14 protein-coding genes and 1 pseudogene are annotated in these 16,048 nt (G+C 73.6%); 6 read left to right on the top strand and 9 right to left on the bottom strand.

Annotated elements, in window-relative coordinates; all coding sequences use genetic code 11:
- Positions 1-172: 172 nt before the first annotated feature.
- From AC5K6T_RS12710 to AC5K6T_RS12700, 3 genes are read right to left on the bottom strand one after another with little or no spacing between them, the layout of a single operon-like run.
- Positions 173-919 carry a succinate dehydrogenase/fumarate reductase iron-sulfur subunit gene (locus tag AC5K6T_RS12710; protein WP_493208524.1) on the bottom strand — a complete coding sequence of 249 codons (747 nt, stop codon included), beginning with the start codon at positions 917-919 and terminating at the stop codon, positions 173-175.
- Positions 916-2,946, bottom strand: coding sequence for a fumarate reductase/succinate dehydrogenase flavoprotein subunit (locus AC5K6T_RS12705; RefSeq protein ID WP_493208522.1), 2,031 nt, complete (start codon positions 2,944-2,946; stop codon positions 916-918). The genes AC5K6T_RS12710 and AC5K6T_RS12705 overlap by 4 nt, the downstream gene beginning before the upstream one ends.
- A 2-nt stretch (positions 2,947-2,948) precedes the next feature.
- A complete protein-coding gene (locus AC5K6T_RS12700) occupies positions 2,949-3,674 on the bottom strand; it encodes a succinate dehydrogenase (RefSeq protein ID WP_493208520.1) in 726 nt (241 codons plus the stop codon).
- 84 nt (positions 3,675-3,758) lie between these two features.
- On the opposite strand from AC5K6T_RS12700, the gene AC5K6T_RS12695 reads away from it, so the two are divergent.
- Positions 3,759-4,640: a LysR family transcriptional regulator gene (locus tag AC5K6T_RS12695; RefSeq protein ID WP_493208518.1), complete on the top strand. Its 882-nt coding sequence runs from the start codon at positions 3,759-3,761 to the stop codon at positions 4,638-4,640.
- A gap of 69 nt (positions 4,641-4,709) precedes the next feature.
- On the opposite strand, the gene AC5K6T_RS12690 is transcribed toward AC5K6T_RS12695, so the two are convergent.
- The 3 genes from AC5K6T_RS12690 to AC5K6T_RS12680 all read right to left on the bottom strand — a co-directional run bounded on the left by AC5K6T_RS12690 (position 4,710) and on the right by AC5K6T_RS12680 (position 8,835).
- Entirely contained in the window at positions 4,710-6,848 is a 2,139-nt protein-coding gene (locus AC5K6T_RS12690) for a putative bifunctional diguanylate cyclase/phosphodiesterase (protein ID WP_493208516.1), read from the bottom strand.
- Positions 6,845-7,657 (bottom strand): SAM-dependent methyltransferase, encoded by an 813-nt coding sequence (locus tag AC5K6T_RS12685; RefSeq protein ID WP_493208514.1) that lies wholly within the window; start codon positions 7,655-7,657, stop codon positions 6,845-6,847. The genes AC5K6T_RS12690 and AC5K6T_RS12685 overlap by 4 nt, the downstream gene beginning before the upstream one ends.
- Positions 7,658-7,869: 212 nt before the next feature.
- The gene (locus AC5K6T_RS12680; protein ID WP_493209330.1) at positions 7,870-8,835 is read right to left on the bottom strand and encodes an SCO0930 family lipoprotein; all 966 of its coding nucleotides are present in this window, start codon (positions 8,833-8,835) and stop codon (positions 7,870-7,872) included.
- Between the two features lie 1,011 nt (positions 8,836-9,846).
- Here AC5K6T_RS12680 and AC5K6T_RS12675 point away from each other — a divergent pair.
- From AC5K6T_RS12675 to AC5K6T_RS12665, 3 genes and pseudogenes are all read left to right on the top strand, one after another.
- Positions 9,847-9,975, top strand: a complete 129-nt coding sequence (locus AC5K6T_RS12675; RefSeq protein ID WP_493208513.1) for a hypothetical protein — start codon at positions 9,847-9,849, stop codon at positions 9,973-9,975.
- A 15-nt stretch (positions 9,976-9,990) separates the two neighbouring features.
- Positions 9,991-10,755, top strand: coding sequence for a bestrophin-like domain (locus AC5K6T_RS12670; RefSeq protein ID WP_493208511.1), 765 nt, complete (start codon positions 9,991-9,993; stop codon positions 10,753-10,755).
- A gap of 240 nt (positions 10,756-10,995) precedes the next feature.
- Positions 10,996-11,502: pseudogene (locus AC5K6T_RS12665) on the top strand (hypothetical protein); the annotation flags it as partial.
- 69 nt (positions 11,503-11,571) lie between these two features.
- On the opposite strand, the gene AC5K6T_RS12660 reads toward AC5K6T_RS12665, so the two are convergent.
- Positions 11,572-12,060, bottom strand: a complete 489-nt coding sequence (locus tag AC5K6T_RS12660; protein ID WP_493208510.1) for a hypothetical protein — start codon at positions 12,058-12,060, stop codon at positions 11,572-11,574.
- 333 nt (positions 12,061-12,393) lie between these two features.
- Here AC5K6T_RS12660 and AC5K6T_RS12655 point away from each other — a divergent pair, with 333 nt between their 5' ends.
- Positions 12,394-13,068 (top strand): class F sortase, encoded by a 675-nt coding sequence (locus AC5K6T_RS12655; RefSeq protein ID WP_493208508.1) that lies wholly within the window; start codon positions 12,394-12,396, stop codon positions 13,066-13,068.
- A 30-nt stretch (positions 13,069-13,098) separates the two neighbouring features.
- On the opposite strand, the gene AC5K6T_RS12650 is transcribed toward AC5K6T_RS12655, so the two are convergent.
- Positions 13,099-13,950, bottom strand: coding sequence for a polysaccharide deacetylase family protein (locus AC5K6T_RS12650; RefSeq protein ID WP_493208506.1), 852 nt, complete (start codon positions 13,948-13,950; stop codon positions 13,099-13,101).
- Between the two features lie 230 nt (positions 13,951-14,180).
- On the opposite strand from AC5K6T_RS12650, the gene AC5K6T_RS12645 reads away from it, so the two are divergent.
- Positions 14,181-14,585 (top strand): universal stress protein, encoded by a 405-nt coding sequence (locus AC5K6T_RS12645; RefSeq protein WP_493209328.1) that lies wholly within the window; start codon positions 14,181-14,183, stop codon positions 14,583-14,585.
- 210 nt (positions 14,586-14,795) lie between these two features.
- Here the strand turns inward: AC5K6T_RS12645 and AC5K6T_RS12640 are convergent, their stop codons facing one another.
- Entirely contained in the window at positions 14,796-15,962 is a 1,167-nt protein-coding gene (locus tag AC5K6T_RS12640) for a CapA family protein (protein ID WP_493208504.1), read from the bottom strand.
- Positions 15,963-16,048: the final 86 nt, after the last annotated feature.

Below are 16,048 nucleotides of genomic sequence, written 5' to 3'. Positions count from 1 at the left end.
CTTCCGATGCCGGTTGGCGTGTACGTGACCTGTGCCGGGAGCGGGGATGTGGAACGGTTGAATGCCCGGAGCCGGGCGGTTCCCGAGCCGTTCGCGAAGCGGTGGCCGTACGGGGCCGTGCGGGGGTGACGTCCGGCGTGACGCCCCGGTGTGGCGTCCGGGGGCGCCGGCCTCAGCGCCTGGCCTTGCGGACGGCCCGCAGCCACTCCCTGTTCATGCCCGTGATGGAGGTCAGGGGAATCCCCTTGGGGCAGGCGGTGGCGCACTCGCCGGTCAGGGTGCATCCGCCGAAGCCCTCGTCGTCCATCCGCGCGACCATGTCCAGGACCCGGCTCTCCCGCTCGGGCGCGCCCTGCGGGAGCACGTTCAGGTGGTTGACCTTGGCGGAGGTGAACAGCATCGCCGCGCCGTTGGGGCAGGCGGCGACGCAGGCGCCGCAGCCGATGCACTCGGCGTGCTCGAAGGCGGTGTCGGCGTCCGGCTTGGGCACCGGCGTGGCGTGTGCCTCGGGCGCGGACCCGGTGGGGGCGGTGATGTAGCCGCCGGCCTGGATGATGCGGTCGAGGGCCGACCGGTCGACGACCAGGTCCTTGATCACGGGGAACGCGGAGGCCCGCCACGGTTCGACGTCGATGGTGTCGCCGTCGGCGAAGGACCGCATGTGCAGCTGGCAGGTGGTGGTGCGTTCCGGGCCGTGGGCGTCGCCGTTGATGACGAGGGAGCACGCGCCGCAGATGCCCTCGCGGCAGTCGTGGTCGAAGGCGACGGGGTCCTCGCCGCGCAGGATGAGGTCCTCGTTGAGGGTGTCCAGCATCTCCAGGAAGGACATGTCGGGCGAGATGCCGTCGACCTCGTAGGTGGACAGGGCGCCGTCGGCGCCGGCGTGCGGCTGCCGCCAGACGCGCAGGGTGAGCCTCATGCGTAACTCCGCTGGGTGGGGTGGACGTACTCGAAGACGAGGTCTTCCTTGTGCAGGACGGGCGCCGTGCCGGTGCCGGTGAACTGCCAGGCGGCGGTGTAGGAGAACTCCTCGTCGCGGCGGGCGGCCTCGCCGTCCGGGGTCTGGGACTCCTCGCGGAAGTGGCCGCCGCAGGACTCGGCGCGGTGCAGGGCGTCGAGGCACATCAGCTCGGCGAGTTCCAGGTAGTCGACGACGCGGTTGGCCTTCTCCAGGGACTGGTTGAACTCCGTCCCGGTGCCCGGCACCTTGACGCGGCGCCAGAACTCCTCGCGGATGCGCGGTATCCGGTCCAGGGCCGTGCGCAGCCCGGTGCCGGTGCGGGCCATCCCGCAGTGCTCCCACATCAGTTCGCCGAGTTCGCGGTGGAAGGAGTCGGGGGTGCGGTCGCCGTCGACGGCGAGCAGCAGGTGAAGCCGGTCCCCGGTGTCGGCGAGCGCCTCCTCGACGGCCGGGTGGCCGGCGCCGACCGGGCTCTGCACGGGGTGGCGGGCGAGGTAGTCGTTGAGGGTGGCCGGCAGCACGAAGTAGCCGTCGGCGAGGCCCTGCATCAGCGCGGACGCGCCGAGCCGGTTCGCGCCGTGGTCGGAGAAGTTGGCCTCCCCGATCGCGAACAGGCCGGGCACGGTGGTCTGGAGGTCGTAGTCGACCCACAGGCCGCCCATGGTGTAGTGCACGGCCGGGTAGATCCGCATCGGTACCCGGTAGGGGTCCTCGTCGGTGATCCGCCGGTACATCTCGAAGAGGTTTCCGTACCGGCCCTCGACGGCCGCGCGTCCCGTCCGCCTGATCGCGTCGGCGAAGTCCAGGTAGACGCCCTGCCCGCCGGGGCCCACGCCCCGGCCCTCGTCGCAGACGTTCTTCGCGGCGCGGGAGGCGATGTCCCGCGGGACGAGATTGCCGAAGGAGGGATAGATGCGCTCCAGGTAGTAGTCGCGCTCCTCCTCGGGGATCCGCTCCGGCGGGCGGGTGTCGCCCTTCGCCCGGGGCACCCAGATCCGGCCGTCGTTGCGCAGCGACTCGCTCATCAGGGTCAGCTTCGACTGGTGCTCGCCGGTGCGCGGGATGCACGTCGGGTGGATCTGGGTGAAGCAGGGGTTGGCGAAGTACGCGCCGCGGCGGTGGGCCCGCCAGACGGCGGTGGCGTTGGAGTTCATGGCGTTCGTCGACAGGTGGAAGACGTTGCCGTAGCCGCCGGTGGCCAGGACGACGGCGTCGGCGGTGTACGCGTCGGTCCGGCCGGTGACGAGGTCCCGCGCGACGATGCCGCGGGCCCGCCCGTCCACGACGACCAGGTCGAGCATCTCGGTGCGCGGGTGCATCTCCACGGTGCCCGCCGCGATCTGCCGGGACAGCGCCTGGTAGGCGCCGAGCAGCAGCTGCTGCCCGGTCTGGCCGCGGGCGTAGAAGGTGCGGGAGACCTGGACGCCGCCGAAGGAGCGGGTGTCGAGCAGTCCGCCGTACTCGCGTGCGAAGGGCACGCCCTGGGCCACGCACTGGTCGATGATCTCGACGGAGATCTCGGCGAGGCGGTGCACGTTGGACTCGCGGGCGCGGAAGTCGCCGCCCTTGACGGTGTCGTAGAACAGCCGGCGGACGGAGTCGCCGTCGTTGCGGTAGTTCTTCGCGGCGTTGATGCCGCCCTGGGCGGCGATGGAGTGGGCGCGGCGCGGGGAGTCCTGGTAGCAGAACTGGACGACGCGGTAGCCCTGTTCGGCGAGCGTGGCACCGGCCGAGGCGCCCGCGAGGCCGGTCCCGACGACGATCACGGTGTGCCGGCGCCGGTTGGCCGGGTTCACCAGCCGGGCCTCGAAGCGGCGCCGGCCCCAGCGTTCGTGGACGGGCCCGCCGGGGGCGGCCCGGTCGGCGACCGGGTCACCGGTGCGGTAGTCCGTGTACGGCGGGTGTGCCGGGTCCGCCGTGCCTGCCGGGGGCGCGGGGCTGCCGGCGGGGGCGGTGCGTTCGGGGTGTTGCGCGGGGGCGGTCATGGTCAGCTCACCACTCCGGTCATCACGCCCACGGGTACGGCGACGAAGCCGGCCGTGAGCAGCAGGGCGAGGGCGTCGGCGCAGGCGCGCAGGGCGCGGTCGCGGGTGCGGCTGCCGACGCCGAGGGTCTGTGCGGCACTCCAGAAGCCGTGCCGGATGTGCAGGCCGAGGGCGAGCATCGCCGTGATGTAGACGGCGTTGCCGTACCAGGTGGAGAAGGTGTCCACGACGTTCTGGTAGGGGCGGCCCTCCTGGAAGCCGCCGGGGTGCAGGTGGCCGGTGGTCAGGTCCAGGACGTGCCAGACGACGAACAGACCGAGGATGATCCCGCCCCAGCGCATGGTGCGGGTCGCGTAGCTCGCCCGGCGCCTGCGGTGGACGTACCCGCCGGGCCTCGCCGCGCGGTCGCGGCGGCTGAGCTGGTAGGCGCAGACGGCGTGTGCGGCCACGGCCGCGACCAGGACCGCGCGCAGCGCCCACAGCGCCCACTCGTAGTGCAGGGCGGGCTCGCCCAGGGTGCGCAGCCAGTGGGCGTACCCGTTGAACTCGCCGGCGCCGAAGAAGATCTTGAGGTTGCCCAGCACGTGGACGACCAGGTACAGCAGCATGATCATGCCGCTGACGGCCATCACGGCCTTCTTGCCGACGGAGCTGTCCCAGAGGGTGCGCGCCGTGGACGGCCGTCGGTCCGTCCGCGTTGTCGGGGCACTCCGTGTTGCCAGAACCATGGTCCCTGACGCTAGGACCGCACCCGGCCATCGGTCCAAGACATGGTTCAGCTCGTTTCCATAGGCTCCGGCTATGCTGACAGGATGCAGTTCCAGCAGCTCCAGTACTTCGTGGCGGTGGCCGAGACCCGGCACTTCACCCGGGCGGCGGAGGCCGTGCACGTCTCGCAGCCGTCGTTGTCGCAGCAGATCAGGGCGCTGGAGCGGGAGCTGGGGGCCGAGCTGTTCCGGCGGGCGCGCGGCAACATCACGCTGACCGACGCCGGGGAGGCGCTGCTGCCGCCGGCCCGGCGGATCCTGGCCGACGCGGAGACCGCGCGGCACGAGGTGCAGGAGCTGGTGCGGCTGCAGCGGGGGCGGGTCCGGCTGGGGGCGACGCCGAGCGTGTGCACCGGCCTGCTGCCGGAGGTGCTGCGCTCGTTCCACGACCGCTATCCCGGGGTGCGGCTGATGGTGGAGGAGGGCGGGTCGCACGATCTCGTCCGGCAGCTGGCGCGGGGCGCGCTGGACCTGGCGCTGGTGGTGCTGCCGCTGCCGTCGCCCTCCCCGGCGCTGACCACGGCGGAGCTGCTGCGTGAGGACCTGGTGGTGGTGTCCGCTCCGGACGCCCCCTGGCCGGGCGGGCGGCGCTCGGTGGCGGTCGCGGAGCTGGCGGGCCGGCCGCTGGTGATGTTCCGGCACGGGTACGGCCTGCGGGAGCTGACCGTCGCCGCCTGCCGGGCCGCCGGGTTCGAGCCGGAGTTCGCCGTGGAGGGCGGGGAGATGGACGCGGTGCTGGGCTTCGTGCGGGCCGGGCTCGGGGTGGCCGTGGTGCCGCGGATGGTCGCGGTCCGGCCCGGTCCGGCCCTGCGGGTGACCCCGCTGACCCGGCCCGGACTGCACCGGGTGATCGCGCTGGCGCACCGCAGCGACGTGGCTCCGCCCCGGGCCGCCCGCGAGCTGCAGCGGATGCTGCTGGACGGGTAGGGCCGCGACCGGGAGGTGCGCCGGCTCGCGGCACCGGGAGGCTCTTGGCGGCGAGGCGGCGGGACGCGTTCAGCCCGCCGCGTCCGCCAGGGCCAGTTGGTGCAGCCGCTCCGGCGGGCCCGGCCGGGCGTAGTACCAGCCCTGGGCGGTGTCGCAGCCCAGTATGCGCAGCTGTTCGGCCTGCGCGCCGGTCTCCACGCCCTCGACGGTCACCGTCAGGTCGAGGCTGTGCGCGAGGGAGACGATGCCCTCCACGATCTTCAGGTCGACGGGGTCGGCGGGGAAGCGCTGCATGCCCTGGGTGAAGGAGCGGTCCAGCTTGAGCACGCTCACCGGGAGGCGGCGCAGGTTGGCGAGGTTGGAGTAGCCGGTGCCGAAGTCGTCCAGCGCGATGTCCACGCCCATCTCCGCCAGCCGGCGCAGCGGCTTGAGCAGGGCGTCGTCCGCGCCGATGAGGGCCGACTCGGTGACCTCCAGGCAGAGGGCGTCGGGGGTGACGCCGGCCGCCTCCAGGATGTCGACGGTGTCCTGCACCAGGCGGGGGTGGGTGAGCTGGCAGGGCGAGAGGTTGACGTTGATGCGCAGCGGTACGTCGCCCAGGTGCCGCTCCCGCCAGGCGCGGGCCTGCCGGACGGACTGCTCCAGCACCCAGCGGCCCAGCGGGACGATCAGCCCGGTGTGCTCGGCGAGCGGGATGAACCGGTCGGGTCCGAGCACCCCGTGCTGCGGGTGCAGCCAGCGCACCAGCGCCTCCGCGCCGCGGACGCTGCCGTCTCCGAGATGGACCAGCGGCTGGTACTCGATGAAGAACTCGCCGCGTTCCAGGGCGGCCGGCAGCGCCGTCGTCAGGCCGTGCCGGGTGATGACCCGGGCGTCGGCCTCGGGGTCGGCCACCTCGAAGCGGTTGCCGCCCGCCGACTTGGCCCGGTACATGGTGATGTCGGCGCTGCGCAGCACCTCCGCGGGGCTGCGCTCGCCGCCCGCGGGTCCCTCGACGATGCCGATGCTGCCCCGCACGGTCAGTTCGCGGCCGTCGATGCTGACGGGGGCGAGCAGCGCGTTCATGATGCGCGCGGCCAGCTCGTCGACCTCGCTGCGGGTGTCCGTCCCGGTCGTCAGCGCGACGAACTCGTCGCCGCCCAGACGGGCGACCATCTCACCGGGCGCGGTGGCGCACGACTGCAGCCGGTCGGCGACCTCCACCAGCAGCCGGTCGCCGGCCGCGTGACCGAGGCTGTCGTTGATGGTCTTGAAGCCGTCCAGGTCCAGGTAGCACAGCCCGAACCGCTGGCCGGGGGCGGCGGCGAGGGCCTTCTCCAGCCGTTCGAAGAACAGCGTGCGGTTGGGCAGGCCGGTCAGCGCGTCGTGGGTGGCCTCGTAGCGCAGCCGCAGATTGAGCAGGCGGCGTTCGGTGGTGTCCTCCATCAGGGCCAGCTGGTACTGCGGGCGGCCCTCGGCGTCGCGCAGCAGGGACACGGTGAGGTTGGTCCACAGGACCGTTCCGTCGGGGCGGTAGAAGGCCTTCTCGACGTGGTAGTGCTCGCGGTCGCCGCGGATGAGCTCCTCGTACAGCGGCCACACCTGCGGCGCGTCCTCGGCGTGCGTCCAGTCGCGCACGTTGCTGTCGCGCAGGCCCTGTTCGTAGCCGCCGAACATGCGCAGCAGCGCGTCGTTCACATCGAGGACGTTGCCGTCGAGGTCGGCGATGCCGATCCCTATCGCCGCGCCCTCGAACACCGCCCGGAACCGGGCCTCGCTGGCGTGCAGGGCCTGGGCCACCACGCCCTGGGCGCGCAGCGCGGCCTGTGCGATGGACTCCTGCTCGGCGAGGGTGCGTTCGCGCAGCGCCTCGGCGAACCCGGCGGCCATGGCGTGCTGCAGCCGTGCCGACCGGGCCCGCAGGTCCTCGCGGTGGCCGTCCCCGCCGCAGTAGAGCACCAGATAGGCGTCCACGCAGTCGAGGGTGCGGCTGAGCGCCTCGGGGTCGGTGCAGTGCGCGTCGACAAGGGCCGCACCCAGGGCCCGGCCCTCGGCCGCGTCGAACATCCGGGCCCGCAGCGCGGTGCTCAGCCGCCGGGCGAGCGGCAGCAGCCGCGTCTCGAACTCCGGCCGGGTCAGGGACGTCACGGTGACCGGGAAGACCGACCGGCTCCAGATCGTGGCGAACCGGCGGAGTCTGTCCTCCGGCCCGTCCGGTTCCGCGATCATGCGGTACGCCCCACGCCCGCGAACCCGGAGAACGCATACGGATCCTCGTCCTCCGGTGCGGTGTCGGGCCGCCAGTGCGGCATCGCCACCAGTCCGGGTTCCACCATGTCGTACCCCTCGAAGAACCGCGCGATCTCGTCGCGCGGGCGCATGATCAGCGGATTGCGAATGTCCTGGTACACGTCCACCGCGCCCTCGGCCCGTCCGGCGGGGACCGGGATTCCCTCGTACGAGGCATGCGTGAGGATCAGCATGCTGCCGGGGGCGAGCGCGTCACGCAGTTCGGCCACGGCGCCGTAGGGGTCGTCCTCGTTCTGCACGAAGTGCAGTATGGCAACCAGAAGCAGCGCCACCGGTCGGTTCGGGTCGATCAGTCGCCGTACTTCGGGGCGGGCGAGGAGGTCCTGCGGCCTGCGGAGGTCGGCGGCGACGACTCCGGCCCGCTCGCTGCCCGCCAGCACGGCGCGCGTGTGTGCGACCGCGACGGGGTCGTGGTCGACGTAGACCACCTCCGCCTCGGGCCGGACGGCCTGCGCGGTCTCGTGGACGCTGCCGTGCGTGGGGATGCCGGAGCCGATGTCCAGGAACCGGGTGACACCCTCGCCGACCGCGTACCGCACCGCCCGCCGCAGGAACGCCCGGTTGGCCTGCATGATCTTGGGCAGGCCCGGCATGAACTCCATCGCCTTTCGAGCGGCTTCCCGGTCGACCTCGAAGTTGTGCGAACCACCGAGGTAGAAGTCGTAGATCCGGGAAACGCTCGGCACCGAGATGTCGATGCTCCGCGGGGCCCAGGCGGGACGCTCCATCTCTCTCTCCAAGGCTCTGGCGATCCGGTGTTCGAGCAGAGGCTACTGATCGCCCGCCAAAGGAGCGAGCGGAAACGGAAATTGAGCATCCGTTCCCGGTCACTGCCAGCGGCACGTGCCGAAATGATCACGTGCGGTAAACCATTGCAAACACACCAAAGCGGTCCGCCCCTCCGAGGGGGAGGAGGGGCGGACCGCCGGGGCGCGCCGGTCTACTCCTTGGGAGCACCGACCGGCTTGCCGTCGGGCGCCACCGCGTACCAGGTGCCGCCCACGCCCTGGCCGTTGGTGTCGCCGGGGGCCTTGTCACCGGCGAAGGTGTAGATCGGCCAGCAGTTCACCGTCTGCTGCCTGGCGCCGTCGGGCCGGGTGAAGTTCATCAGGCCCTTCTTCTGCACGCCCTCGGTGTCGTCGGCGGAGACCGGCTCCACCACCGGCCACTTCTCCAGACAGGCGCCGGTGCACGCGGAGACCGGCTTGGGCCAGGCCTCGTCCTTCATGAAGCGGTAGACGGTCATGCCGTTGCGGTCCACGACGATCTCGCCGAGCTTGGGGTCGTTGCGGGTGGACAGCCCGGGCAGGTCCGCCGACTTGGCCTTCTTGCCGTCGGGGGCCAGCGCGTACCAGGTGCCGCCCACCCCCTGGCCGTTGGTGTCGCCGGGCGCCTCGTCCTTGGCGTAGCGGTAGGCGGGCCAGCCGCCCACGGTGAGCTGCTTGGTGCCGTCGGCGCGGGTGACCTCGCCGAGCAGGGCCTCGTCGATGCCGTCGCCGGCCTCCGCGTCGTCGGCCGGGACCGGCGGCCAGGCCTTGGCGCAGTCGCCCTCGCAGTTGGTCTTGGGCGGCTCCGCGGTGTCCTGGTCGAACCGGTACAGGGTGCGGCCGGCGCCGTCGGTGAGGATGTCGCCCAGCTCTTCGTCGCCGGCGACTTCGAGGGTGCCGGCCCCCTCCGCGTCGGCCTGTCCGGCGGCATCGGCCCCGCCGGCCTGTCCGTCCGCGGAGGCGCCGGCCTCGGCACCGTAACCGCCGCCCGCTGTCGCGCCGTAGCCGCCGGCCGGTACGGTCGCACCCACGTTCTGACTGCCCGAGTCTGCGGCCTTTTCCTGACCGCACGCCGTCGTCAGCGCCAGCACGGCCACGGCGCTCGCCACGATCGAGGCGCTCCGCCAGGAGGTCTTCATCGTCAACTCCCCATGATTCCAAGGATGTTGCGGCCGACTGCTGTCATCGCCGCACGGCATTGAGTACGCGGCGGGGCGGGCCGGTGTTCAGCCACCGCGCGGATTTCTCTCCGGCGGCTTCCGGCACCGGCCCCGGCGGGCGCTCCGTACGCCGCTCCGTACGCCGCTCCCTACGCCGCTCCGTACGGTTCCCGGCCCCGCGCCGCCGGGGCGCTGCGAGAGGCCCCGGGCCCGTCGTGGCGACGACGCCGGGTCCCGGGCCCGCCGTTGCGCCCGCGGGCCCGGACGGCCCTCCGCGCGGGCCCGGCGCGCCCGAACGGGCCGGGGGCGACGGGAACGGCCGCCACCGCCTCGCGCCGCCCCGCCCGGTGCGGCACACCGCCTCGCAACCGTCACCGGGCGGTTCAAACCTCATGGGCCCCCACGTCCCCCGTTCGGGGCAATCCCGTCGAACGCCGGGCCCGGCGGGCTCCGCCAGGGTTGAGGATCTCCGTCGTGCATCGAGCCGAACCGACCCGCCGCGCTCTTCCCTTACGGGTCCTGACCCTGACGGCGCTGACCTGGGCTCTGGCGGGCCTGCCGGCCGGCGTCGCGCGCGCCGACGCCTGCGCCCACGCCTCCACCGGCCCGGACCGCACGGTCGCGACGGCGGTCGCGGGCCGCTCGTCCAGCCGGGCGGCCTTCCCGTACTGCCCCGGGCCACCGCCTCCCCCGCCGTGCCCGGAACCGTCGCCCACTCCGACACCCACGCCCACTCCCACTCCCACGCCCACTCCCACGCCGACACCCACGCCTACGCCGACACCCACCCCGAAACCACCGGCGCCGCCTCCCGCCCCCGCACCGCCACCCCCGCCGAAGCCCCGGCCCCGGCCGGCGCCCGCGGCACCCCCGCCCCCCGCCCCCGCGCCGCCCTCCGCCCGGCAGCCACCCGCCCCCCTGCCCACTCCGCCCCCCACACCTGCGCCGAGACCGAGACCGAGCCCCCCACCGAGTCCCTCGGCGGCACCGGTGAGCTATCCGCCGTACCAGGCCCCGCGACAGCAGCGGGTCTCCCGGCACGGCACCTCGCCGCTCACCTTCGTCCTGCTCATCACCGTCCCCGCGGTGATCGCCGTGGCCGCGCTGCGGGCGCGCTGACCCTGGAGGCATCTGTTGCCGGAATGGCTTGTTCTCACCCTCGCGATGGTCGCCGCCTGCACGGTGGTGGTCGTGATCACGCTGCTGCGCAGCCGCGCGGCGCGGGTCGACGAGGACCCCAGCGAGACCCCCGACGTCATCGAGTACATGACGATGTGGATCGGCGTGGTGTACGCCATCGTCCTGGGCCTGGCCATCGCGGGGGTCTGGGAGGCCCGCAGCGCCGCGCAGGAGCACGTGCGGGCCGAGGCACAGGCGCTGCACGAGGTCTCGGAGCGGGTACGGGTCTATCCCGCCGACGTCCGTGACCGCATCCGGGCGGATGTCAACGCCTATGTCGGACACGTCGTCACCGACGAGTGGACGTACATGGCCGCCCACGGGCGGGTGACACGGCAGGGTGAGCAGCTGCTGGACCGCATCAGAGCGGACGTCACCGACTACGAGCCCCGCACCGACTTCGAGGCCCAGGCCTACCAGCCCCTGGTCGACCAGGTGGCGGCGGCCGACCAGGCGCGCAGCGCCCGCGCCGGGTCGATGGGCGCGACCATGCCGGGGGTGGTGTGGTTCGGACTGGTCGGCGGGGCGGTCGTCACCGTCGGGATGGTGCTGGCGCTCCAGATCCGGCGGACTCCGCGCGAGCTGGTCCTCGCGGGGCTGTTCTCCGCGCTGATCGCCTTCCTGCTGTTCCTCATCTGGGACTTCGACGCCCCCTACAGCCGCGGCATCACGGCGACGGCGCAACCGTTCCTGCACCTGTTCCCCGGCACGCGCGGCTGACCGCGCCGGCGGCCGGGGACGGCGGCACCCGGGCGGGGGCCGGCCCCGGCCACCGGCGGTGCGTCCGGTGACACGTCGCCACGCCGGGGCCGTCCCCCGCCCGGCGCAGGCGGATGCCCCATTCGCGCGACCGGGTTCGCGCACCTGTGCGCACCTTTCTAGCGTTTCGGACATCGAGGTGCATGTCTGGCGCAAGCGGAAAAGGTCCGCGGCTGCTCCTCGGAGACCGGAGGAACCACCATGCGCGCGATACGCGTCGCTTCGGCCGCCCTGCTGGGCGCAACCGCCGTCGCCTGCTTCGCACCGGCCGCCGCCGCCGAGGGCGACCACGACATCACACCGTTCGGGTTCAGTGTGCTGCCCTCGACCATCGCCGCGGGCGGCGAGGTCACCCTCCAGGTGGAGCGGGACGGCGGCTGCCGGGGACCGGTCACGGTGACGTCGGGCGTCTTCGACACGGTCCGCATCGGACCGGAGCATGCGAGGGCCACGGCCACGGTCGACCGGGACGCGGAACCCGGTGCGGTGTACCGGGTGACGTTCACCTGCGACCGGGTGAGCGGCTCCGCGGAGCTGACCATCGCCGGGGGCCACCCCGTCGGGCCGACCCCGCAGCCGCTCACCCCGCACGGGGCGCACGCCGGTGAGGGCGGCACCGTCGCGGGCCTCGACCTGAAGGAGATCGGCCTCGGGGCCGCCCTCGTCGCCGGCTCGGTCGGGGCGGCGTACCGCCTCTCCCGCCGTCGCGTGGTGCGGTCCTGCGGTGTGGTGCGGTCCTGCGGTGGAGACGGCGAGCAGGCGCGGCCGGCCGGCCGGTCAGGCGCGCTTCTCGGCTCGGCGGCGCATCCAGAACATCCCGCCACCGATGGCGGCGAGCGCCACCAGGCCCCCGCCGATGGCCATGTCCGTCGGGGTGGCGCCGGTGGTGGTGCTGCCGCCGAGGCCGCCGCGGACACCGCCGATGACGGTGAACGCCGCGTCCCGCGTCAGCGGCTGGCGGCCGGAGCAGTGGACCGTGATGCTGTACGACCCGGGGGCCGCGTTGCTGTTGATGGTCGCGGTGCCCTTCGACGTCTCGTTGGCGCCGTGGATCGGCGACAGACTGGTCGAGGGGAACGCTCGGGACGTCGCGGTGCCTCCGCGGGGGCAGCCGTCGACGGTGATGGTCAGCTGCCCGCCGCGGGCGATGACGCTCGGCAGGGCGACGATGTTGCTGGCACTGTCCCACGCGACGGCAGCCGGAGCGGCGAGGCCGAGGGCGGCGACCGCGGCGGCGGAGACCGCCAGGGCACGAGAGTTGCGCATGTGATCCTCCGCGGAAGGCGCCCCGGGGCCCGTCCCCGGTCGATCGGCGAGAGAACGCCTCCCGGAAAAAACCCTCAGATGCCCCGCGTGCGTGCGCATTTCGGGAATGGTCCGTCCTGGTGAGGCAACACGCCGGAGAAAAGCACATAATCGGATATTGCCGCAGGTCATGTGCCGTCAGAAAATTCCTGGCCGGCGCTCCTCGGATGGCGCACCGGCGACCGCCCGGGTAACCCGTTCGTCTCTCCCCCGTCGCCGGTCGCGCGGCCTGCGCTTAGCGTTCCCGTATGCGCGAAGTGACGTGGCGACGGCTGCGTCGAGAGGGGATGGCGAATGTCTGCGTCCGAGCTGGCCGAGCTGGCCGAAGAGGAGGAGCGGCGGAGGAAGCGCGCCCCCTGGGGCGTGATAGCGCTTGTTCTGCTGACCGGTCTCGCGCTCATTCGCAACGGGTCCGGGGAGTTCGACGTGGGGCCGCCGCAGCCGGCGTCCGCGGCGGCGGCCGACAGCCGCACCGCTGCGGGCGGCGTCTTCGCCGGGGCCCCGGACCCGCTGCCCTACGCCGTGCCGGACCGGGTGCGGATCCCGCAGATCCAGGTCGACGCCCCGGTCATGCCCGTCGGTCTCGACGCGGACGGCTGGGTCGGCGCTCCGCCGCCGGAGGACCCGAACCTGGCGGGCTGGTTCACCGGGGCCGTCTCGCCCGGCGAGAAGGGCACGGCGGTCGTCGTCGGGCACGTCGACAACAAGCAGGGCCCGGCGGTGTTCTACGGCCTCGGGGCGCTGAAGAAGGGCGACCGGGTCGAGATCGCCCGCGGGGACGGCAGGACGGCCGTGTTCGAGATCTACGGCATCGAGGTGTTCGAGAAGAACAACTTCCCCGGGGACCGGGTGTACACCTCCAAGGGCGCCCCGGAGCTCCGGGTCATCACCTGCGGCGGGGGGTTCTCCCAGCAGAACGGCTACGACGGGAACGTGGTGGCCTTCGCCCGCCTGGCCGAGGTCCGCTGAGCGGCACCCCGGCCGGGCGGGTGCCCGATGTCAGGCGTAGGTCCGGCGGGGCACCGTGACGTGGTAGCCGTCGTCCAGCAGTTGCGGCAGATAGGTGCGCAGGGCCGTCACGCTCTGGGAGCGGTCGCCCCCGGCGTCGTGCGAGAGCACCACGACGCCGGGGGCGGCGCCGTTCTCGACGCGGCGGGTGATGCTGCGGGAGCCGGGCGTCGTCCAGTCGAGGGTGTCCACGGTCCAGGCCAGCGGCTCCATGCCGAGCTCGGCGCCGAGCTGGAACGTGGCGCGGTTCCAGGCGCCGTAGGGGGCGCGGAACCACTCGGGCCGGTCGCCGTAGGCCTCCTCGATGACGTCGCAGGTACGTTCCATCTCGGAGCGGATGCGGGAGCGGGACAGCTTGGTGAGCAGCGGGTGCGACCAGGTGTGGTTGCCGACGGCGTGCCCCTCGTCGGCCATCCGCTCCAGCAGGTCCCGGTTGACGTCGGCCATCTCGCCGCAGACGAAGAACATGGCCCGTACGTCGTACTCGCGCAGCGTGTCGAGGATGCCGGGGGTGTAGCGGGGGTCGGGGCCGTCGTCGAAGGTCAGCACCATGGTGCGGCCGCGGCCGGAGACGCGCAGCAGCGGCTCGCTGCGGACCGGGGTCCTGCCCGGCGCGGTGCGCGGCGGCCCGTATCCGGCGAGCGGCTGGAGCCGGTAGGCGGACGGCTTCAGCGGGGCGCCGCGGGCCGGGGCACCGCCCGCGGGAGCCGCGGGGGCGACGGGGGCGACGGGGGCGGGCGGGTCGCCGCCCAGGGTGAGCAGACCGGCCGTGCCGGCCGCGCCCGCGGCGGCCGCGCCGGCGATGATCAACCGGCGCCTGGTGAACAACTCATCCTTCTTCATGACTCATCAGTCGCCGCACGGGCGGGGGACGCACCACCATGCCACCGGTGCGGCGGTGTGATTGCACCCGCTCGGCCCAAGGCCGGACGCTTCCGCGGGCGGCCGCCCGGCGCTCCGGGCCGCGTCGCCCGCACCGGTGTCCCGCCGTCCGTCGCAGGCGGCCGTTCCGATAGCCTCGCGTCGTGACACAGCAGCGCTTCGAGCGGGGCACGGACGGGCCCAAGGTCATCATGGTCGGCATCGACGGTTCGGACTCCTCGCTGCGGGCCGCGGCCTACGCGGGCGGGCTGGCACGGCGTCAGCACGCGCTGCTCGCGGTGGTCTACGTGCAGCCGGTGCTGCCGGCGGGCGCGGCGCTCGGCGCTCCCGTGGCGGAGGCGACCGGAGAGGTCGCGGAGGACCTGGTGGCCCGGATCCGGGAGGCCGCCGAGCGCGTCAGGGGCATCTTCGAGGTGCGCTGGGAGTTCCACACCCTGCACGGCGACCCCTACAGCGGTCTGGTGCAGGCCGCCGACGACCTGAAGGCCGACGCGGTCGTCGTCGGCGCCTCGGAGCAGGCCGGCCACCGCATCGTGGGTTCCGTGGCGGTGCGGCTGGTGAAGGCGGGCCGCTGGCCGGTGACGGTCGTCCCGTAGCGCGCGTCCGCCCGCCGGGGCGCCGACGGCCGTGCGGGGAACGCCCCGGGCCGTACGGGGAACGCCCCCGGGCCGTACGGGGACGCCGCAGGCGGTGCGGAGACGCCGCAGGCGGGCGGGGCGTCCGCGGTGCGGGGGCCCGGCGGAGGGCGCCCCCGTCCCGCCGGAGTCCGGCGGCGGCCGCCGGTGCCCGCCGCGCCCCGTACGAGCTCAGCGGCCCGGCGGCTCGGCCATCACCAGGCCGTCCTTCGCGGCGCCGCGGCTGAGGACGACGGCGCGGATGCGGTCGCGCACGGCGCGCACCTCGGCTCCCCGGCCGAGGGCGGCGTTGAGGTCGACGACCCGGCCCGCGTCGATGTCGAACAGCTGCGGCACGAACTCCGCCCTGGCGACCTCCCAGCGCCCGCCGGGCCGCGCGGGCGGGGCGAAGGTGAAGCGGGCGACGGTGGACTGGTTGCCGCGCGGGTCGCGGACGCCCCGGTGGTCGACCATCTCGCCGGCGATCTGGTCGCCCATGCCGTAGACCACCCAGGTCCCGTTGACCTTCTCGTACGCCTGCGGGACATGGGCGTGGGTGCCGAGCACCAGGTCGATGTCGGGGCGGCCGCCGGTACGGGAGGCGGTGAGGGCGCGGGCGAGGGTGACCTGCTGGTCGTCGGGCGCCTCCTGCCACTCGGTGCCCCAGTGCACCGACACCACGACCACGTCCGCGCCCGCCCTCCGCGCCGCCCGGGCGTCGGCGATCATGCGCCGCTCGTCGATGAGGCCGACCGCCCACGGCCGGCCGGGCGGCAGCGGGTAGCCGTTGGTGTCGTAGGTGTAGGAGAGGTGGGCGACCTGTGCCGCACCGGCCCGCAGGACGGTCGCCGTCCCCGCCTCGGCCTCGGTGCGGGCGGTGCCCGCGTGCCGTACGCCCGCGCGGTCCAGGGCGTCCAGGGTGCGGCGGATGCCGTCGGCGCCGTCGTCGAGGCTGTGGTTGGACGCGGTGGAGCAGCCGTCGTACCCGGTCGCGGCGAGCGCCTCGGCGATCTCCGGCGGTGACTTGAAGGCGGGGTAGCCGGTGTAGTCGCCGTTCTCGCCGTAGACGGTCTCCATGTGGCACAGCGCCAGATCGGCACGGGACACGACGGGTTCGATCCCGGCGAGCATGGGCCGGAAGTCGTAGCCGCCGCCCTCGGCGTCGAAGCGCGCCCGGTCGATGATCGAGGTGTGCGGCAGGACGTCGCCGGAGGCCACCAGGGTGAAGCCGCGCGGTCCGGCGGTCGGCGCGGGCCGGCCCGGGCGGTCGACCGGGTCCCGCTGCTGGGCCTGGCAGGCGGCTCCCGCGGTGAGGAGGGCCGTCAGGGCGAGGGCGACCTGCTGTCTGCGTGCGATCATCTACTCACCTCACGATAGTCATATTTACGCACCCATAGGTACGAAGGTGATGACCGGCGCAAACAGCCCGAACGCCCTCTTTAACC

The sequence above is a fragment of the Streptomyces sp. B8-7 genome (assembly GCF_058833805.1).
The sequence above is the reverse complement of the archived record's forward strand: the minus strand, read 5'-3'. Positions and strand labels throughout refer to the sequence as shown.